The 20,200-nt window shown below is 66.1% G+C and carries 14 protein-coding genes; 7 read left to right on the top strand and 7 right to left on the bottom strand.

The annotated features are described in order from the left end of the window. Position 1: 1 nt before the first annotated feature. Positions 2-2,551, bottom strand: coding sequence for a cell cycle histidine kinase CckA (gene cckA / locus F9929_RS20645; protein ID WP_235919481.1), 2,550 nt, complete (start codon positions 2,549-2,551; stop codon positions 2-4). Positions 2,552-2,754: 203 nt separating this feature from the next. Here cckA and F9929_RS20640 point away from each other — a divergent pair, with 203 nt between their 5' ends. Then, positions 2,755-4,341, top strand: a complete 1,587-nt coding sequence (locus F9929_RS20640) for a flagellar biosynthetic protein FliO (RefSeq protein ID WP_152048444.1) — start codon at positions 2,755-2,757, stop codon at positions 4,339-4,341. Positions 4,342-4,482: 141 nt separating this feature from the next. Here F9929_RS20640 and dksA read toward each other — a convergent pair whose 3' ends face one another. Beyond that, the gene (gene dksA, locus F9929_RS20635) at positions 4,483-4,899 is read right to left on the bottom strand and encodes an RNA polymerase-binding protein DksA (protein ID WP_152048443.1); all 417 of its coding nucleotides are present in this window, start codon (positions 4,897-4,899) and stop codon (positions 4,483-4,485) included. Positions 4,900-5,161: 262 nt separating this feature from the next. On the opposite strand from dksA, the gene F9929_RS20630 reads away from it, so the two are divergent. The 4 genes from F9929_RS20630 (at position 5,162) to F9929_RS20615 (ending at position 8,920) form a co-directional block, all read left to right on the top strand. Continuing rightward, complete coding sequence (locus tag F9929_RS20630; protein WP_152048442.1) at positions 5,162-5,686, top strand: SixA phosphatase family protein; 525 nt, start codon at positions 5,162-5,164, stop codon at positions 5,684-5,686. A 79-nt stretch (positions 5,687-5,765) separates the two neighbouring features. Next, entirely contained in the window at positions 5,766-7,211 is a 1,446-nt protein-coding gene (locus F9929_RS20625; protein WP_152048441.1) for a YcjX family GTP-binding protein, read from the top strand. Next, the gene (locus F9929_RS20620) at positions 7,208-8,308 is read left to right on the top strand and encodes a YcjF family protein (protein ID WP_152048440.1); all 1,101 of its coding nucleotides are present in this window, start codon (positions 7,208-7,210) and stop codon (positions 8,306-8,308) included. Before F9929_RS20625 ends, F9929_RS20620 begins: the two co-directional genes overlap by 4 nt. 75 nt (positions 8,309-8,383) lie before the next feature. Beyond that, positions 8,384-8,920 carry a hypothetical protein gene (locus F9929_RS20615; RefSeq protein ID WP_152048439.1) on the top strand — a complete coding sequence of 179 codons (537 nt, stop codon included), beginning with the start codon at positions 8,384-8,386 and terminating at the stop codon, positions 8,918-8,920. Between the two features lie 9 nt (positions 8,921-8,929). Here the strand turns inward: F9929_RS20615 and folK are convergent, their stop codons facing one another. Beyond that, positions 8,930-9,427, bottom strand: coding sequence for a 2-amino-4-hydroxy-6-hydroxymethyldihydropteridine diphosphokinase (folK, locus tag F9929_RS20610; RefSeq protein WP_152048438.1), 498 nt, complete (start codon positions 9,425-9,427; stop codon positions 8,930-8,932). Next, on the bottom strand, positions 9,424-10,254 hold the full coding sequence (folP, locus tag F9929_RS20605; RefSeq protein WP_235919479.1) for a dihydropteroate synthase: 831 nt from the start codon (positions 10,252-10,254) through the stop codon (positions 9,424-9,426). The genes folK and folP overlap by 4 nt, the downstream gene beginning before the upstream one ends. A 140-nt stretch (positions 10,255-10,394) precedes the next feature. Between folP and F9929_RS20600 the strand changes: the two genes are divergently transcribed. Further along, positions 10,395-11,012 carry a DUF922 domain-containing Zn-dependent protease gene (locus tag F9929_RS20600; protein ID WP_193227854.1) on the top strand — a complete coding sequence of 206 codons (618 nt, stop codon included), beginning with the start codon at positions 10,395-10,397 and terminating at the stop codon, positions 11,010-11,012. A gap of 169 nt (positions 11,013-11,181) precedes the next feature. Here F9929_RS20600 and F9929_RS20595 read toward each other — a convergent pair whose 3' ends face one another. Together F9929_RS20595 and F9929_RS20590 are read right to left on the bottom strand one after the other, a co-directional pair. Further along, positions 11,182-11,502: a 2Fe-2S iron-sulfur cluster-binding protein gene (locus F9929_RS20595; RefSeq protein WP_152048435.1), complete on the bottom strand. Its 321-nt coding sequence runs from the start codon at positions 11,500-11,502 to the stop codon at positions 11,182-11,184. Between the two features lie 92 nt (positions 11,503-11,594). Next, the gene (locus tag F9929_RS20590) at positions 11,595-11,969 is read right to left on the bottom strand and encodes an Hpt domain-containing protein (RefSeq protein WP_193227853.1); all 375 of its coding nucleotides are present in this window, start codon (positions 11,967-11,969) and stop codon (positions 11,595-11,597) included. A gap of 397 nt (positions 11,970-12,366) precedes the next feature. Between F9929_RS20590 and F9929_RS20585 the strand changes: the two genes are divergently transcribed. Then, positions 12,367-19,266 (top strand): apolipoprotein A-IV repeat region-like domain-containing protein, encoded by a 6,900-nt coding sequence (locus F9929_RS20585; protein ID WP_193227852.1) that lies wholly within the window; start codon positions 12,367-12,369, stop codon positions 19,264-19,266. 212 nt (positions 19,267-19,478) lie between these two features. Here F9929_RS20585 and F9929_RS20580 read toward each other — a convergent pair whose 3' ends face one another. Then, a complete protein-coding gene (locus F9929_RS20580; protein WP_152048432.1) occupies positions 19,479-20,189 on the bottom strand; it encodes a DNA helicase in 711 nt (236 codons plus the stop codon). Positions 20,190-20,200: the final 11 nt, after the last annotated feature.

Below are 20,200 nucleotides of genomic sequence, written 5' to 3'. Positions count from 1 at the left end.
GTTATTCGTCCAGCATCTGCTTCACGGCGACAGCCAGTTCACGGAGGGAGAAAGGCTTGGCGAGGAAGCCGAACTTTTCCCCTTCCGGCAGGTTTTTCGCGAAGGCATCTTCGGCATAGCCTGAGACAAAGATGAACTTCAGGTCCGGCTGGCGGCTGCGCATTTCGCGAAGCAGCGTCGGCCCGTCCATTTCCGGCATCACCACGTCGGACACGACGAGATCGACGTTTCCGCCGAGTTCCGCCAGAACCTCCAACGCCTCGACGCCCGAGGAAGCCTCGTAGACCTCGTAGCCGCGCATCTTCAGGGCGCGGACATTGCCGGCGCGCACATGATCCTCGTCCTCCACGAGAAGGATGGACGCAGTGCCCGAAAGATCGGCGTTTTCCGGCGCGATCGTCGGGATACCGGACGGCGCGTCGGATTTGGCCGCGGCAACCTCGTTCGGCACGTGACGCGGCAGGAAGATGCGGAAGTTCGTGCCCTGGCCGGCGACCGAGTCCACGAAAATGAAGCCGCCGGACTGCTTGATGATGCCATAGACCATGGACAGGCCGAGGCCCGTGCCCTTGCCGATCTCCTTGGTGGTGAAGAAGGGCTCGAAGATCCGCTCGGCGACTTCGGGCGGCATGCCGGTGCCCGTGTCGGCGACTTCCACCAGCACGAAGTCCCCGTCCTGCATTTCGGCATAGTTGAAATGCTTGACCTCGGACTCGTGCACGTTGCGGGTGGAGATCGTGATCGTTCCGCCTTCCGGCATGGCGTCGCGCGCATTCTGGACGAGGTTGGTCAGGACCTGCTCGAACTGGCCGATATCGGCCATCACGGGCCAGAGATCGCGCGCGTGGTGGCGCTCCAGCTTGACGATGTCGCCGGAGATGCGCCTCAGGAGAAGGTGCATGTCGGCGACGACATCGGTGAGGCTCAGCATCTTCGGGCGCATGGTCTGGCGACGCGAGTAAGCGAGAAGCTGACGCACCAACGAGGCCGCGCGGTTCGCGCTCTGCTTGATGAGAAGAAGATCCTGGAACGAAGGATCGCCCGCCCGCTGGTTGAGAAGAAGGAAGTCCACCGACGCGGTGATGATCGTCAGGACGTTGTTGAAGTCGTGCGCGATGCCGCCGGCAAGGTTGCCGATCGCCTGCATCCGCTGCGCCTTGGCGAACTGCTCCTCCAGCGTGCGCTGTTCGGTGATGTCGACGCCGTAGACGATGACGCTTTCGCGCGAGCCATCGGCCGGCACCGAGGTGCCGCTGAAGTAAAGGCGGAGCGAGCGGACCGGTTCGCCGGCGATCTGAACATCGATCGGCGGGGCGGCCACGCTGCGGTGGCGGCGCGCGCCGGACATGGCCTGTCGAAGCTGGTCGCGCCCTTCCTCGCGCACGAGGTCGGCGATGCCGCTCGGGCCGCTCGACGAGCGCGCAAAGAGGCGCTCGAAGGCTTCGTTGGCGCGCAGGACCCGCCCTTCCTCGTCAAGCGAGGCGATGGCGATCGGCGAAGCGTTGAAGACCCGCGCGAAGCGCAACTCAGCCGCCTGCACGGCGTTCTCGTCCGGCGCTTCCGAATCGCGGCCCACCACGATGGCGCGAACCGCACCGGCGGCGCCTTCGGCAGCGGAACCGTGTTCGAGATGAAGACGCACGGACATCGGCCGGCCGTCGAAGCCGAGCAGCGTCGCATCGATGCGCTTGGGCTTCAGCCCGTCGTCGCCGGCGAGATAACCGGCGATGTCCTTGCCGAGGAGGCTTTCGACGGAGCGCTCGTAAGGCTTGATGGACGCCAGATCGAAGCCGAGCCAGGCGGCCAGCGTCGCGTTGACATAGGTGATCCGGCCCTTGGCATCGGCGGCGAAGAAGCCGGCCGGCGCGTGGTCGAGATAATCGATGGCGTTCTGCAGATTCTGGAAGAAGAGTTCCTGCTCGGTGCGCTCGGCCGTGATGTCGGCGATCTGCCAGGCATGCGCCGGAGCGCCTTCCACATCGACCGGGCGCACGGACAGGCGATACCAGCGCGGCTCGCGCCCCGGCCGGCCGGCCAGATCGCGCTCCAAACGAAATTCCTCATGCGCCGCTTCGCCTTTCCCGGCGCGGTTCGCGAGGCGATAAACGACCTCGGAGCCTTCGCGCTCGCGCGCCAGGATGCGCTCCAGCGTCTTCACCTCGTCGGGCGCAGGAGACCCGGTCGCTTCGCCATAGGCGCGATTGGCGTAAAGGATGCGCCCCTTGCGATCCACCACCAGGGTGCCGGTTTCCAGCGTGTCGAGGAAGCGCGCGGCGATACCCGATTCGCCGCTCTTGCCGCTGAACGACAGGAGGCCGAGCGCGAAACCGAAGATCGCGGCGATGCCCACCATGGCGAGAACCGAAAAGATCGCGATCAGCGCGAAACCGCCATAAACGTGATCGAACAATGCGATGATCGCGGCGAGGAAAAGCAGAAATCCGCCGAGAACCAGCAGGCGGCGCACGCCCGTGGCTTCCCCGCTCCTGTCGACAAAGGGCTTGTCGCTCATGTCGCCGGAGGCTCCGTCCATCGCGAATTTAGGTCTCATGCTTTAAGCTCGGACAGGCGTTCTAGCCGAGGCCGCGCCTTATCGAAAGGCGCGCTCGGTCGGGGCGGCGCATCATTCTAGAACCGGTAAGCTATCGCGGCGCTGGATCGCCCGATATCGGCAAATATGAAGATCGCCCCGAAAGGCCTTGTCGCGGCCGGGAGTTTCCGGTCTACATTCGCGCGATTTGCGAGGAGCGAAACATGGGGTCTGGCCTTTCCGATTCCGTCGGCGCGGGTATGGGGCCGCTGACGAGCTATGCGCTCGCGGCCGTGGTGGTCCTTGTCCTGGTGGTGGGCGTTCTTCTGCTCGCCAAACGCGTCATGGGAGCCGGCCCCGTCGGAACCAATGCCAAGCGCGGTCCGCGATTGGCGGTTCTCGACGTCACCGCGATCGACCAGCGCCGCAAGCTGGTGCTGGTGCGCCGCGACGAAGTTGAGCATCTCGTCCTGATCGGCGGCCAGAACGATCTCGTGGTCGAGAAGGGCATTCTGCGAACCCCGCCCTCGCTTCGCCAGCCATCGATCGACCCCATCGAAGGCCGAAGCGAAGCGATTCCGGCCATCGCGCCGAGCCCCGTTGCTCCCCTGCGCCCGCCCGTCGCCGTCCCGCAGCCGCGTCACGCGGCCGGCACCAGTCCGCTGCGTCGCCAGGTGCCGCGCCCCGAACCGCGCCATGACGAGGGGGCGAGGCGCATGGTTCCCGTGCGCGACGACCACGACGAGCCCGCAGCGCCGGAAGGTGACGAACCGGTTCGCGACGAGGCACCCTTCATTCCGGCGGCTCCCGTTTTGCCGGTGGAGCCGGTCACGCCGCCCCGCCGTCCCGAACCGCCTGTCCTGCCTCTCGTCGCGCCGGTGACACTGGCTCCGCAGCGCTCGCCGGAGCCGGAGATCGCCGCGCCCGAACCGGCCCGGCCGGCGAGAACGCGGGAAGCCGAGACCTCCGAGCCGAAGATCCCGGCGTTCCTTCGCCGTTCGGACCCGCCGCGCCCGGCCGCGCCGGCCGAACCGGAACCGCAGGAACTCCCTGTTGCCGCGCCGCCGCCGCGCATGGCGCCGCCCGCCCCGTTCGCCTTCGCCCCGGTGGTGCCGCCTTTGCCCGAGCCGCGCGAAGAGCCCGCTGCGCCGCCGCTTCCCGAGCCCTTCGAAGTGCCGCGGGTCGGGCCGGCTTCCGATATTCCCGACGCTTCGAAGCCGTTGCCGGTCGCGCCGCCCGTCGATGACATGGAAGATAAGGCCGAGCCGCAACCCCGCGCGTTGCAGGCGATCGTGCCGCCCGTTTCCGAAGAGACGGACAAGCGGCCGCTCGCCGTGCGCAGCTTCGCCACCGCGATCCAGTCGCGCCGCACGAATTTCGAGCCGAGCCGAGGTGTGCCCTCCGCCCCGGAACGGCCTTCGCCGAGCATTCCGCAAGCACCGGTTCCGCCCGCTGTTCAGCCGCCCGTCCCGCCTGTGATGCCTGCGGCAGTGCCCGCCGTGCCGCTTCCGCCCAGCCCGGAACGACCACAAGCGCTGCGGCCTCAGGAACTCTCGCTGGAAGAGGAACTTTCGCAGAAGCTGAACAGCAATTTCGATTCGCTGGATTGGCCGGAAGAGGAAGTGCCTACCGCGCCCCCGGTCCGCCAGAGCGAACCCGTTTCGACGCCGCCGCAAACCATGCCGGCAGCGGCGCCCTTGCAGCCGGTTCAACAGGTCGTGCAGGCGAAGGCGCCCGAACGTCCCCTGACTCTCGAAGAAGAGATGGAGCGCCTTCTCAACGATTTCGATCTCGGCGAGCGGCGTCCCTGACGCCGGTCTCCAAGAAAGCTGCCGAAGGGCTCGTTCAAAGACTGTGAACGCTTCGGCAGACACGTTGAATCGGCTGTACGACCAGAAACGAAAAAGGCGCCCCGAAAGGCGCCTTTTTTCATGTCGTTTGGCGACCGATGGTCACTCGTCGCGATAAACCTTCTCGCGCCGCTCGTGGCGCTCCTGGGCTTCCAGCGACATGGTCGCGATCGGCCGTGCGTCCAGGCGCTTCAGACTGATCGGCTCGCCGGTTTCCTCGCAGTAACCGTAGGAACCATCTTCGATGCGTTCCAGCGCCGCGTCGATCTTAGAGATCAGCTTGCGCTGGCGGTCGCGGGCCCGAAGTTCGATCGCCCGGTCGGTTTCCGAGGAAGCACGATCGGCTAGATCGGCGAGGTTGGAGTTGTCGTTGGCGAGAGCGTCGAGAGTTTCGCGCGACTCGCGCAGGATCTCCGCCTTCCATGCCAGGAGCTTCTTGCGGAAATAATCCCGCTGCCGCTCGTTCATGAACGCGCCGTCATCCAGGATGCCGGCCTCGATATGCAGGACTTCGCTCATATCGCATTCCCAATCAGGGCAGTCGGCGGGCTTATAGCGACGGGAGGTTGCGGGAACAAGAAGCATTCCAGCAACATTTCGTCGCTAACCTTTGCTATGAAAGCAAGAAGTTAAGCTTGTATCCGGCTTGCATTTCCAAACTTCATTCAAGGTACATAGCCGCCTGTCATGGCGGCAGTTTTCACGCCATTATCATCCATCTCCCCTGATGTGAGCCTGACGCCGGTTGCCGGCACGGCATGGCCGCCATAGGTGCAACTTCATGACTACCGCTTCCCAGACCCTTCTTCTCGTCTTGCGCCATGCCCATGCGGCAAAGGCAGTTTCCGGTCAGGACGATTATTCTCGCGAACTCGACGAGCGCGGCCGGCGTGAGGGGAAGATCATCCATGCCGAGATCGGGCGGCGGGGCTTCGATGCCGCGCGCATCCTCTGCTCGGGCTCGGCCAGAACACGCCAAACGCTCGATCTTGTTCATCGATCAGAATCGAACACTGAGATTGAATATAGCGACGAGATCTACTCGGGCGATGTCTCGACCTATCTCGATATCGTGAAACGCCAGGGCGACGCGCGGTCCGTCATGATCGTCGGACACAATCCGATGGCGTCCGAACTCGTTGCGCTCCTCGCGCGGGAAGGTGAGCCGCGAGCGATGCGGAGCCTTGCCGGCAATTTCCGGCCTGCGAGCCTTGCCGCGATCGAGTTCGACGGAGCGCTCGCCGACATCCGGCCGGGGACGGGATATCTCCGCGCGCTCCTCGATCCCAACGAGCTTTCAACCTGACGGCTCCCGCCCTACCGGTCATCGGGCGTCGCGCCTATATGCCGGGCGGTGAGCAGCGTTTGAGGAAGCTTGTCGAGACATGCCAACGATCGCCGACGAGGCGCGTATTGCCTTCGACAATCTTTCCGACCGGGCCACATCGCTTTTCCAGCCGACCCTGCGGCTCGGCGTCGCCGGCTTGTCGCGGGCCGGCAAGACGGTCTTCATCACGGCCCTCGTTCATAATCTCCTCCACGGCGGGCGGATGCCGCTTTTCGAGGCGCAGGCCACCGGGCGAATTTCCGGCGCGCGGCTGGAGGAACAGCCCGATATCGGCGTGCCGCGGTTCCAGTACGAGGAGCATGTCCGCAAGCTGATCGAGGAGCGCATCTGGCCGCAGTCGACCCGCGCGATCTCCGAACTTCGCTTGACGATCGACTACGAGTCCGCCTCCGCCTTTTCGCGCTTCCTGTCGCCGGGCAGGCTGTCGCTCGACATCGTTGACTATCCCGGCGAATGGCTGCTCGATCTGCCGCTGATCGACAAGGATTACGCAACCTTTTCCCGCGAAGCGCTGGAGCGTGCCCGCCTGCCGCAGCGCGAGGCCATGGCGGGGCGCTTCCTCGGCCTTCTCGGTGAAACCGATCCTGCCGCCCCGGCCGACGAGGAACGCGCGCAGGCGCTGTTCCGCGCTTTCGCCGATTATCTGACGGCCTGCCGTGCCGACCGGACCGCACTTTCCACGCTTCCCCCCGGCCGGTTCCTGATGCCGGGCGATCTGGAGGGCTCGCCCGCGCTTACCTTCGCGCCGCTGCCGGTCGAACCCGATCGCACCTATCCAAAAGGCTCCTTCGCGGCTCTCTTCGCCAACCGCTACGAGGGCTACAAGTCGATCGTGGTGAAGCCGTTCTTTCGCGAGCATTTCGCGCGGCTCGACCGCCAGATCCTGCTCGTCGACGCGTTGCAGGCGATCAATGCCGGGCCTGCCGCCCTGGAAGATCTTCGCACCGCCTTGACGGAAATCTTCCTTTGCTTCCGGCCGGGACGCGCCTCCTGGCTCGGTTCGTTCCTCACCCGCCGCATCGATCGCATCCTCGTCGCCGCAACCAAAGCCGATCACCTGCATCGCGACAGCCACGCCCGGCTGGAAGCGGTTGTCCGCCGGCTTGTGGAAGAAGCCGCCGCGCAGGCCAAGCTCTCCGGCGCGACGATGGACATGCTGGCGCTTGCGGCGGTTCGCGCAACGCGCGAGGCCAGCGTCGAGGATCGCGGCGAACGCCTGCCGGTGATCGTCGGCACGCCGATGGCGGGCGAAAGCATCGCTGGCGAACTCTTCGACGGGTCGCGCGAGACGGCGATCTTTCCGGGCGATCTGCCGGCCGATCCGGGGCGGCTTTTTTCGGCCGGTGTTCAATCGCCGCAGATCAGTTTCGTGCGCTTCCGGCCGCCGCGCATCGAACGCAGCGCGGACGGGATCGCCCTGTCGCTGCCGCATATCCGGCTCGACCGCGCCCTTCAGTTCCTGGTGGGAGACAAACTCGCATGAGCGACGAGCCGACCCGCCGCGCCCCCGCCGCCTTTCGTCTCGATGCCTCGCAAGACGACCGGCCGCTCGCCGAAAAGCTGGCGGAAACTGAGTTGCACCGCGCTCCCCGCGCGCTCGATGATCTATCCGCCGTAGAGCTCGATGCGGCCGACATCTTTGAACGCGAGGAGTGGCAAGCGGAAGCGATCCTGCCGCCCAAACCTCGCGGCTTTCCCTTCGCCAAGCTTTTCTTCGCCGCGCTCGGCGCGCTCGTCTCGGTCGCGGTCGGCCTTGCGGTGGACGATCTCGTCCGCAACCTCTTCACTCGCGCGGATTGGCTCGGCTGGCTGGCCGTCGCGCTGGCAGTGCTTCTGGCGCTCGGAGCTTTCGGCGTCGTCGCCCGCGAGATCGCCGGCCTGATGCGGTTGAAGGCGGTGGAAGAGGAACGCAAGGCGGCCGCGCGCGCCTTCGAACTCGACTCCGCTTCGGAGGCGACGGCGGTCGTGTCGCGCCTCACGACGCTCCTGGCCGCTTATCCCGAAACGGCGGAAGGGCGAACGCGCCTCGCCGCGTTGAAGGACGAGGTGATCGACGGGCGCGACCTCCTGACGCTTGCCGAGCGCGAACTCCTGCTTCCCATCGACCGGCGGGCGCGGGCCCTGGTCATGACCTCCGCCAAGCGGGTCTCGGTCGTGACCGCCGTAAGCCCGAAGGCGATCGTCGATATCTCCTATGTCCTTTTCGAGAACATCCGGCTGATCCGCCAGATGTCGGAACTCTACGGGGCGCGGCCCGGAGCGATCGGCCTCGTGAAGCTGACGCGCGACGTTCTCGGCCATCTCGCCGTCACCGGCTCGATCTCCATCGGCGACAGCATCGTCGGGCAGGTCGTCGGTCACGGCTTGGCGGCGCGGCTTTCCGCCCGGCTCGGCGAAGGGGTGGTGAACGGCCTTCTCACGGCGCGGGTCGGCATCGCCGCGATGGACCTTTGCCGCCCCCTTCCCTTCATCAGGTCGCAGCGGCCGCGCATTGCCGATTTCATGGGCGATCTGACCGCCCTGCAGGGTGATGCGCGCAAGCCGCAGCGGCCCGGTTCGTCGCCCATCGGCGGCGTTTGAAAGCATCGCTTAACCATTCCGGGCGATAAGCGTGGGGTCAGCCTCGTTTTTTCGCCACGTCCGGAAGGTTCGGTCATGTCGCACGGATTCGCCGCCGGTCTCGTTCTCGCCGCCGCTCTCGCCACCGCCTCCGCTGCGCCCGCTTCGGCAGCCGGAGACGACGTGTTCTTCAGGAAGGTCGTCGGCCAATGGGCCGGCCCCGGCGAGATCGTCGCCGGCAAATACAAAGGCACGAAGTTCGTCTGCACCTTCGATGGCATCGATAACGCCAAGTCGCCCGGCATGGCGCTCGACGGCTCGTGCCGCATGGGCCTCTTTTCGCAGAAGATGCGCGCCGAAGTCGCCCGCAACACCGCCGGCTATCAGGGCTCGTTCCTCGACGGCGCCGAAGGCAAGGGTCTCGACATCATCTCCGGCAATGTCGACGGCAACACGGTGGTGTTCGGCCTCAACCGCAAGCAGTTGAAGGGTGCGATGGTCGCCAAGCTGATGGAAAAGGACGTCCTCGCCATCACGGTTTCGGTGCGCGTCGGCGGCGAACTGGTGCCGGTGATCGGCATGAACCTCAAGCGCGGCGAACCCTTGGTGAAGCAGACCGCGCTGGAGAACTGAGGCGCCCGTTCAGCGCCACCATGCCTTCGCATCGCCGACCGGCTCGATGCCGCCGAGATCGAGCCCGGCGAGATAGGCGGCGATGGGGCGTCCATCGATCGCCAAGTCCGCGGCCACGTCGGAAAGCGGCACCAGAACGAAAGCCCGCTCCGTCATGCGCGGATGCGGGATCGTCAGATCCTCGGCGCTCATCTCGACGCCCTCCACCGCCAGGATATCGATATCGATCGTGCGCGGCCCCCACCGTTCGATGCGCTCGCGCTTGAGCCCTCGCTCGATGTCGAGGCAGGTGGCCAGCAGCTCCCGGGCCTCCAGAACCGTCTCGATCCTTGCGACCGCGTTGAAGAAGAAGGGTTGGTCGGTCTTTCCCCAGGGCGGGGTTCTATAAAGGCGCGACACCGCTCTCAGTTCGATGCCTCGGCGCTGCCCCAGATCCTGCAAGGCCGCGCGCATGTTCGCGACGGGATCGCCGATATTGCCGCCAAGCCCGAGATAGGCCGTGCTCATATGCTCCGCTCCGGCGCGGCCAGCACGGCGTCGGCGACGGCCAGCGCGTGTCGATTGGCGCCGACATCGTGGACCCGGAAGATCGACGCCCCCGATAAGCGCAGGATGACGCTCGTCGCCGCCGTGCCGATATCGGTGTCGCCTCCCTCGCCGACTGCCTGCCGGATGAAACGCTTGCGCGAAGTTCCAATGAGCCAGGGATGGCGAAACACGGCGGTCAATTCGCCGAAGCGCCGCATCAGCGCGAAGTTCTCGGCTGGTCCCTTGCCGAAGCCGAAGCCGGGATCGAGCACGATCGCTTCATCGCGAACGCCGGCCTCGGCCGCGATCTCCAGCGAGCGGGTGAGGAAAGCCACCTGATCGGAGATCGGGTCGGGCAGCGTGTCGCGATCGCGGCTCGAATGCATCAGGCAAAGCCCTGCGCCGGTCTCGGCCGCCACCATCGCGATCTCCGGCTCGCGCTGCGCTCCCCAAACATCGTTCACGATGTGCGCCCCCGCTTCCACCGCCGCGCGCGCTGTCGAGGCGCGGTAGGTATCGATCGACAGGACGATGCCCGAACCGGCCAGCGCGCGGATGACCGGAAGGACGCGTCGCTGTTCTTCCTCCGCCTCGACCGGCTCGGCGCCCGGCCGCGTGGACTCGCCGCCGATGTCGACGATCGTGGCGCCAGCCTCCACCAGCCGGTGGGCCTGCTCCACCGCTGCTGCTGGATCGAGATACCGCCCGCCATCGGAAAAGCTGTCGGGCGTGACGTTGAGGATGCCCATCAGGTGGGCGGAAGCGCCGAGCTCGATCACCTCACCGTGACCGACGCGCCAGTTCATGATCGGTTTCACTCGGCCCCGCATGGTTTCCGATGGTTCACCTTGCCGATAGATGCCGGTGCGGATCGAGAGCAAGAGCCTTGTCCGCGCGCGGCGATCCTTTACCCTTCCCGTCAACTGCAAGCTCCAAGGATTCAGCCATGAAACGGATCGGTGGAGGTCTCTTTTTCGCGCTCGGCATCTTCGTGGGAACGGCAGGGGCGCAAGCGGCGGCGATCAACGAGCGGACCACCTATTTCACGCTGCGCGGCACGACCCTGGAGCAGTTGGACCGCGAACTGAACCGCAAGGGCCCAACGGCGGGCGGCGGCAACGACCGGCATCCCGGCGCGACGCAGGTGAAGTTCGGCGGCACCGTGACCTATCTGCCCAATGGCGGCGTGTGCCGCATCTCGCGCGTCGATTTCAATCTGAAGCTCGTGAAGATCCTGCCGCGCTGGACACCGCCGAAATCGGCCTCCGCTTCCACCGTCATCGTCTGGCGCACGCTGGCCGAGGACATCGCGCGCCATGAGGAGGATCATGCCAAGATCGCGCGGGAATATCTGCGCCGCATGGAAGCGGCCGTGCGCAACCTCGGCCCTCGCCGCGATTGCGACGCGATGGAAGCGGCGGTGAACGCCACCACCAGCCGATATTTGCGCCAGCACGAGCGCGCGCAGAAGGACTTCGATTTCCGCGAAGGCCGCGACGTGAACTACCGGTTGAAGAAGCTTCTGAAGCGCAACATCGATGCCGCGAAGGCCGCGATTGATTGAGAGTGCCTGACAATGCCTCCGGGCGGAGGATGGCCGAGAGATTTTTGTTGCTCCGCGAGTTGCCAAACGCAGTCGATGCCGGCGGCATCGGCGAGGCTTGGAAACGACGCGGGCGACGAAAAGATCTGGTCAACCGACCCCGCGAGGTATTGTCGGGCGCTCGAGGTCGTCAGGCCTGGCGGGCGGGCACGTGGAGGACGAGGCCGTCGAGATCGTCACGCATCCTGATCTGGCAGGAAAGCCGGGAGTTGGGCTTGGTTTCCCAGGCGAAGTCCAGCATGTCCTCTTCCATGGATTCCGGTTCGCCGACCACCTCCGTCCATTCCTCGTCCACGTAGACGTGGCAGGTCGCGCAGGCGCAGGCACCGCCGCAATCGGCCTCGATGCCCGGCACGAAGTTGCGAACGGCGTTTTCCATCGCCGTGGTTCCGTTCGCGGCATCGAGTTCGTAGCGCTCGCCGCCGCTGGAAACGAAGATCAATCGGGTCATGGTGCTGTTCGCTCGGATCTGGGATCGGCGTTGTTCCGCTTCCTCGGGTGGAGCCTCGGCCCGCCGAAGTCAACCGTCGGCGGATGGCCGGCTCAGCCGAGAAGCGTGCGGATGAACGAACCGGCGCGCCGCAGCTCGGCTTTCATCGCCGGCAACCGCCCGTCGTCCGCCGGCTCCTCCTCCACCGCTTCGGCCGCGTCGCCGAGAGCGAAAGCGCCGACATTGCGCGCCGCGCCCTTGATGGCATGGGCGAGCGAACGGCGTTCCGCGGCCGTGGCGAGATCGATGCGGGCATCGCAGCTTTCCACCTGGCAGGCCATCAGTTGGAGGATCTCGCGCTCCAGCTCCCGGTCGCCCAGCGTCTGGCGCGCCAGATGCACGAGATCGATCGGCCTGCCCTTGGATGGCCGATCCTCGACTGGCACATCCGAACGAGACGTCGATCTGCGCACGAGACGTCGGAGCATTTCAAATACCTTCGATGGGTCGCTCGGCATGGCGGCAGGTGCCGAAAGCGGCAGCGCCAATCCTTCCGACCCTCGCCGACAATGGTGGATAAGCGATGAATCCGGTCTTCTTACTCCCCCGATCCGTATATGCTGCGCCTTCGGATTTTCCTTATCGCCTCCGTATGGCGTTAACCGTATGTTTAAACTTGTAGAGATTGGCGTGATTCACGGTTTGCATCGAAAGCCGTCCTCTCTACGATATCTGGTGAAGAATTATCCCGCTCGACCGGCTTTCGAGCCGCAGGGATAAGCAAATGAGTTCGAACGTTTGCTTCGATCCGCAAGGATCATGCGAGCGTCAGCTAGAGCCGAGGCGGACGGCTCCAGCGCGGAGAGTAGCGAGGCGCGACGGCACATGGCCAAGATCAAAACTTCCGAACTTCTTTCGGACGAAGCCCTGAGCGAGCTGGAAGCGGCGTTGGAGTCGGATTTCAGTCTGGATGACGACGGCAAGGGCGCCGAGGTGACCGGGCATGTCGAAACCGAAACGCTGGCGCCCGACAGCGTGGACATCGATTTCGCTTTCGAGGAGTTCGATCGCCAGTTGCAGGAAGCAACGGCCGCGGCCATCGAAGAATCCGAGGTCGAAGCCATCCAGCCTGCCGCCGCTTTCGGCGAGAACCGCAATGTGGCGGTCGAACCCATGGTGATGGCCGCAGGCGTCGGCATGGTATCCGCCGTGGGAGCCGCCGGTCTGCGCCGCAGCGGCTCGGCACAACCCGATGCCTTCCCCCGCCCCACCCCGCCTAATCTTCGCGCCGAAGCCTTCAAGGAAGCCGAACCGCAACTGCCGCGCGACGAGCCGTCGGTTCCTGCGTTCCAGCCGGCGAACGACGAAGCCCGCCGCACCAGCGTGATGGCGCAGGCCCTCTTCAACCGAACAGCTTCCAAGACGCCGCTTTATCTCGCGGGCGCGGTGTCCACGGCCTGGGTCGGTCTCGTCGGGCTCCTCGGCTACAGCACCTATGGCGACGCCATCTTCACCGCGCCGGCGCTGCCGATCGCGCTGGCCACGGCGCTGATCCCCATTCCGCCGATCTTCGCCTTCGCGTCGATGATCCGCCGTTCCACCGAGATGCGGCTGATGAGCCGATCGCTCGCCGAAGTCGCGCTGCGTTTGTCGGACCCGGAAGCCGGCGCAACCGATCGCATCGCGACCGTCGGCCAAGCCGTGCGGCGCGAGATCGCGGGTCTCGGCGAAGGCGTCGAGCGTGCCCTCGCCCGAACCGCCGAACTCCAGACCATGGTTCATTCCGAGGTTTCGGCTCTGGAGCGTACTTATACGGACAACGAGGTCCGCATCCGCTCGCTAGTTCAGGATCTGTCGAACGAGCGTGAGGCGATGTTGTCGCATGCCGAGAAGCTGCGCTCCTCCGTGGTCGGCTCGCACGAGAAGCTCGTGTCCCAGGTGGACGGTGCGTCTTCCGAGATCCTTCGCCGGATCGAGGATGCCTCGCAGCAGCTTGACGCCATGCTGCGCGAGCGCAGTGACGAGATCGCCCGGTCCTACGAGGAGCGTCGCGAAAATCTCGCCGCCCTTTTCGACGAGCAGAACCGCTTCGCCGCCGAAAACCTGTCCGGTAATGCCGATGGGCTGCTGACGCGGATCGGCGAAACCACCGAGGCCGCTGCCGAGCGTCTGCGCCGCACCGGCGACGATATCGTGAGCGCCCTGGAAGTGCGTGCCAGCGATCTGGAAGCGCGCTCGGAAAGCTTCATCACCCGCTTGTCCGGCGCCAGCGCCGAACTCGGCCGCCGCATGGAAGGCATCCGCGAGGAAGTCGCCGGCCTTCTCGAAAGCCGCGGCGATGGCCTCCATATCGAGCATGTCGGCTTCCTGACCGCTCTCACCACCACGCTGGACGAGCGCTCGGAGCGTCTCGATGCCGAGAACCAGCGCTTCCTTGCCAATGTCACGGAAGGGCTCGACCACCGCGAAGGCCGCGTTTCGCAGGATACCGCTGCCTTCGTGGAGCGGCTGACCGCGACCTTCGACGAGGGCTCAGCCAAGCTGCGCGAGGAGCATGAGCGCCTCGCCGGCGCCTTTGCTTCCGACTTCGGCACGCGGACCGATGGGTTCTCGGCGAAGACCCAGAACCTCATCGCTTCCGTGGAAAGCACCCTCGACGAGCGGATGCGGCTTCTGAACGAGCAGAGCGACCGCTTCGCGGCGCATCTCGCCCGCTCGCTGGACGAAAGCGGCGATCGGGCCGGCACGATCATGTCGGAGCGCGGCGCGATCTTGATCGAGGATATCGACCAGCGTCTCGACCGTCTGGACGGCGCGCTTGGAGAGCGCGGGCCGGCGCTTGTGCAATCGCTGGAAGCGCGGGCCGCGACGATCGTCGACGCTGGCGAGCGCATCTCGTCTTCCCTCCAGAACCGCTCGAGCGAGTTCGCCCGCGCCCTGACCGATCGCAGCCGCGAAATCGTCGCCGCCTTCCAGAACGGACAGGCGGACATGGCGAACGGCACCGGCGAGGCTCTTGCCCGCGCCGAGGCGCTGTTCGCAGAGCGGGCGGCGGCCATCCAGGCGCTTCTCGAAAACCGTCTGAGCGGCGTGTCGTCATCGCTCGACAATCAGGCTCGCGAAATCGAGGCGACCGTCGGCGCCCGCTTCGACGAGATCGCCTCGACCCTCGGCCAGCGCCGCGAAGATCTGGAGGCAACCTTCACCGGCGCCGAGCGTAGCCTGATCAGCAGCCTCGATCAGCGCTCCGGCACCATCGCCACGACGATCGAAGCCAGCGTCGAGCGCCTAACCGGCGCCCTCGCGAGCGCCGAAACGACGCTGACCACCGGCACCGACGAGCGCAGCCGCGCTCTGGAAGCGGCGCTGGAAGAGCGTCGCCAGCTTCTGGAGCGGCTGTTTTCCGAGCGCGCCGACATCCTCGTCGGCAATCTCGATCGGTCCTCCTCGCAACTCATCGCCGCGTTGGACGACCGCACCGGCGGCTTCAGCACGGCGGTATCGCGTCAGGTCGACACCATCGAAGGTCTGGTGCGCGACGCCGAGGAGCGCAGTCTCGCCTCGCTCGACGAGCGCAGCCTGGCACTTCGCACCGCGCTGGACGAGCGCACCCGCACCATTCGCGAGGTTGCGGAAGAGAACGAGGGTCGCCTCCTGTCGATCATCGACGAGCGCATGGCGGGCGTCGGCGGCGTCTTCGGCGACACGGTGCGCCGTGTGGCGGACGAGCTCGAAGGCCAGATCCACGCGCTTCGCCAGACGGTGGAGGACTTCCGCTCGGGCCTCGGCGATGGTCTTGCCGAGCAGCGTCACGGCCTTGCTTCCACCTTGGACGAGCGCAACGCCGAGATCCGCGCCAGCCTCGACGATCGCGCCGCCAATCTGCGGCTCATCCTCGATGAAGCGCGCGGCCTGCTGGTGGACGGCTTCGACGGTCGCGCCGCCGACCTTCGCGAAGGCATCGCCGGTCAGGCCGCCCTTCTGCAATCGGTGGTGGACGACGCACGCCGCATCCTGATCGACGGGTTGGACGAGCGCACCGGCCGCTTCACCGCCGATGCGGACCGCAGCGCGTCCATGCTTCTGGAGCGTATCGATCGTTCCGCCGACCAGATGACGGGCGTCATCACCGGCATCGACGAGCGCTTGAACCTCGCCCTGGAAGACAAGCGCGACGGCATCGCCCGCGTTCTGGAGGATGCCGCGCAATCGGCCAGCGCCACGCTGAACGACCGCGCGGACGACATTCGCCGTGTGATCGAGCAGAGCGTCGGCGACGTGTCCCGTTCGCTGGAAGCACGCCGCGAGGACTTCCTATCCGTCATCGAGCAGGGCACGGCTTCCGTCGCGACCGCCTTCGATCAGCGCACCGAAACCATCGCTTCCGTTCTGGAGCGCGGTCTCGGCAACGTGGATCGCACCCTCACCAACCGCACGGCGCTGATCGCCGAAACGCTTCGCACCTCCATCACCGCCGCCACGGCGGCGATGACCGAGGAAGCCGAGAAGGCCCGCAAGGGTCTCGAAGGCGAAAGCCAGGCGATCGCCGGCCATGTGTCCGACATCGAGAACGCCTTCCGCAGTGCCGGAGCGGAGGCTCGCCAGAGCCTTGCCGGCGAAGCTGAGAACTTCGCGGCTCGCCTTTCCGAGGTCGCGGCCGAGTTCAGCCGCACCACCGAAGGCTCGGCGGGCGATCTTTCGGCCAATGCCGAAGCCATCGTCGCCAACCTCGCCACCCTGTCGAGCGAGCTGCGCCGCGAAGCGCAGGAAGCCCGCGAGCAGATCGGCCAGGACTCCACCGTCTTCGCCACGCAGCTCGGCGGCGCTTCGCTGGCGATGCGCAGCGAGGCGGATGCGGCCCGCGACCACCTCTCGGCCCTCGCTTCCGAGTTCGTCGGCGGCATCGACCGCGCGGCCGAAAGGCTGCGTGCGGATGCCGAAGCCGCGCGCCAGCTCTTCGGCGAGCAGGCCGGCGCCGTGGCGCTCGCCATGGTCGATGCCTCGGCACGATTGAAGGACGACGCGACGCAGGCCCGCAGCGAGATCGAGCTTCAGGCTGCAGCCGTCGCCGACTCCGTGGCGCTGGCCGCCGACCGCATCCGCGATGCAGGCGAACAATCGCGCGGCCAGTTCCGCGACGAGGCTCTCGCCATCGCCGTCGCCGTCACCGAAGCGTCCAGCCGGCTGCGCAATGATGCGGCACAGGCTCGCGGCGAGATCGACAGCCAGGCCACCACGATCGCGGAAGCGGTCGGGACTGCTGCCGAACGGCTGCGCGACGCCGGCGAACAGTCTCGCGGCCAGTTCCGGGACGATGCGCTGGCTTTGGCCGGAGCCGTTGCCGAAGCCTCCAACCGGCTGCGCGACGACGCTCTCAACGCCCGTGGCGAGATCGACACGCAGGCGGCGACCATCGCCGACGCCATCAACGCGGCCGCCGAGCGGCTGCGCGGTGTGGGCGAGCATTCACGCGGCGAGTTCCGCGACGAAGCCCTCGCCCTTTCCAACGCCATCGCCGAGGCATCCGACCGGCTGCGCGACGATGCCGCCAGTGCGCGTGGCGAGATCGACGTCCAGGCGACCACCATCGCCGATGCCGTCAACGCCGCCGCCGACAGGCTGCGGGAGGCCGGCGAACGCTCGCGGGGCGATCTGCGCGAAGACGCTCTCGCCATCGCCGGCGAGATCGGCAGCGCGGCCAATGCGATCCGCGAGCGGACGGACTCCGCCCGTGCGGAGATCGGCGGCAGCGCGGAAGCCTTCGTCAGCGAATATTCCGGCATCGCCGATCGCTTGTCCGACAGCGGACATGCCATCGCCCGCACCCTCGACGATCGTGTCGAGCGCTTCGCAACCGAGATGGCAGTTCTGTCCGACAGCCTTTCCAAGGCGCTTGGCGGATCGTCGGACACGCTGCGCGGCGACGTGGATGCCGCCACAGCTAGCATCCGGAACGAGTTGCGCAATGCGGCGGAGACCATGCGCTCCGACGTCACCGAGATCGCAGGGCGGCTGCGCGAAGACGTTACTGGCGCCTCCGCGATCCTTGTCCGCGATGCGGATGCAGCCCGCGATGCGATCGCCGAGAAGAGCGGCGAGATCGCGGCTCAGCTCTCGAATGCCGGCAATGCCGTGCTTCAGGGCGCGACGGAAGCTCGCGAAGCTCTGGCCCGCGACGTCGGCTCGCTGATCGACCGCTTGTCGCAAACCAACGGCGACCTGCGCGGCCTTGTGGAGAACGCGTCCTCCAACCTCGGCGCCATCGACAGCGCCCTTAGGGAAACGGGCGAGCGTTTTGCCGAAAGCGCCGAACGCACGGCCGGTTCGATCGAGTCCTCGACGCAGGTCCTCGACGGCAACATGGCCCGCCTCGACCGCCTTTCCATGCACACACTGGAGCAGGTTCGCGCCATCGCAGTGCGCTTCGGTGAACACGGCAATTCGCTCGGCGAAGCCACGCGGCTTCTCGAAGCGGCGCAGGGTCAGCTCGAAACCACGCTGGTCGAGCGCAAGGGCGGGCTGGAAGATCTGTCGACCGGGCTCGTCAAGCGTTCGGAAGAGATCGGCGAACTGATGCGCTCCTTCGAAGGCGTCCTCGACGGCCTCTTCGAGCGCACCGAACAGCGTTCGCGCCTCCTCTCGACCCGCGTCACCTCCGAGATGCAGTCGTCGGTGGACGAAGCCGGCAAGCAGTTCGAGGAAGTGGAAAGCCGGTCGGAAGCCGTAACGACGCTGATCCGCGACGCCGTGCGGGACGTGGTGGAGGACGCGACGCAGCGGTTCTCCAATGCCACGGACGAAATCCGCCGCACCGCCGACACGATCCGCGAGGAGTTGCAGACGACCCGCGGCGAGATCAAGCGCGGCGTGTTCGAACTGCCCGAGGAAACCCGCGAAAGCACGGAAGCCATGCGCCGTGCGGTCGCCGATCAGATCCGCGCCCTGCGGGATCTCAGCGAGATCGTGTCCCAGTCGGGCCGCGCTCTCGATGTCGGTGGCCGTCGTCCGTCCGCTCCCGCGGCTCAGCGCGAGGAAGCGCGTCCTGCCCCGACGGCGCCGAGCCCCCGTGTTCCTGCCCCGGAACCGGTCCGTGCTCCCGTCGTCGACGCCCGTGCCACGGCGCGGTACTCGACCGACGGCAACCTCGCCCGTGACCTTCGCAGCGAACTGGAAATCGAGCGTACCCCGACGCCCGCACCCACGCCTCGTGCTCAGCAGGCCGCGCCGGTGACGGTGGCTCCGGCTCCCGCCACTCCCGTTGCCCCGCCCGTTCCGGTGGAGCAGCCGCGCCCGAGCCAGGTCGTCAGCCAACCGGCGCGCGGCAATGGTTGGGTGTCCGACCTCCTGCGTCGTGCATCGACGGAAGAAGATGAGGCGGAAGCGCCGGTCGCGACCTCGGCCCAGCCGCAGGCACAGCCGACGTCCCGCTCGCCCGAGCATGTGGTCGAGTCGCTGAACTCGCTTTCGGTCGACATCGCGCGGGCCATCGATCACGAGGTTTCGGTGGAACTCTGGGATCGCTACCGTCGCGGCGAGCGCAACGTCTTCACGCGCCGCCTCTACACGCTGAAGGGTCAGCAGACCTTCGACGAGATCCGTCGCAAGTACCAGCGCGACGGCGAGTTCCGCATGGCGGTGGATCGCTACATCACGGACTTCGAATCGCTCCTGTCCGACATCGCCCGCGCCGACCGCGACAACACCCGGACGCGCGGCTATCTCGCCTCGGATACGGGCAAGGTCTACACGATGCTGGCACACGCTTCGGGCCGCTTCGACGCCTGATCTTTGGAAGGTCGACGACGCATCGAGTTGGTGAAAAGGGCGGTCACTAGACCGCCCTTTTCGTTTCAGGCGCCCGCGTTTTCAGGCACCATCTGGATGGAAGACTTTTCGTTTCGCGGAAGAACTCTCCAACCGCTCTTCGCTACGCAGCCTTCGACCGACAGCTCCCAGAGGTAATGTCGGGTCACCCTTCGGCGTCCCGGCAGCATCGCTCATGTCATGTTCCGAAACTGCATCATGCCTCCATGCAGGAAGCATGCCTTGGAGAAGAAAGACGTATCGATTGGATTGGGGAGCCGGATATCCCGCATATCGGGCAACGGGTTAAGCAACGGATCGAAGGTCCGGTCGATCTGACTGATGAAACCCATGATGAGCCCGTTCGATCGGACAAATTGCTGGAGGACGTAGATCTGTTCCGACAAAGGAGGCTTGCTTCGCTGCTGGTCGAGGATCTGCAGATAATCGATCATCGCGACGGTGCCGCGAGGTGAACCAGAAAGCAGCCGAAGGACGGCGCCGGCGCAGATGTCGTCGGATGCAACGATCTCCACACCGTCAACGGCATCCTCGTTTCGCGCCAATGCCCGGAGGAGATCGCGCGTTTCCCGTTCGCTATATTCCAATGTGAAGAAGACGGCGCGGCGCCTCTCACGAACAGCGTCGATCAGGAGTTGCAGACCGAGCCGGGTCTTGCCGTGTCCGGGGCGAGCCCCGATCAGCAGGAAATCTCCTTCAACGAGTTTTGACAGCAAAGTCGTCGGGGACATTTCCTTCCCCACCCGTGCGGACAACAAACTCCACCGAGCGAATCCTTCGCTTTGCAGAACGCGATCCAACGCTGCATGGAGAGCGACGCCTTCGTCACGGACTATGCGTCTGGCTCGACGTTTCAATCGAGGGACCGGCGCGGAAAAGCGCATGGCGGAACCTC

It is taken from the genome of Aureimonas psammosilenae (assembly GCF_009176975.1).
GTDB lineage: Bacteria > Pseudomonadota > Alphaproteobacteria > Rhizobiales > Rhizobiaceae > Plantimonas > Plantimonas psammosilenae.
This window is presented reverse-complemented; position numbering and strand designations above follow the sequence as displayed.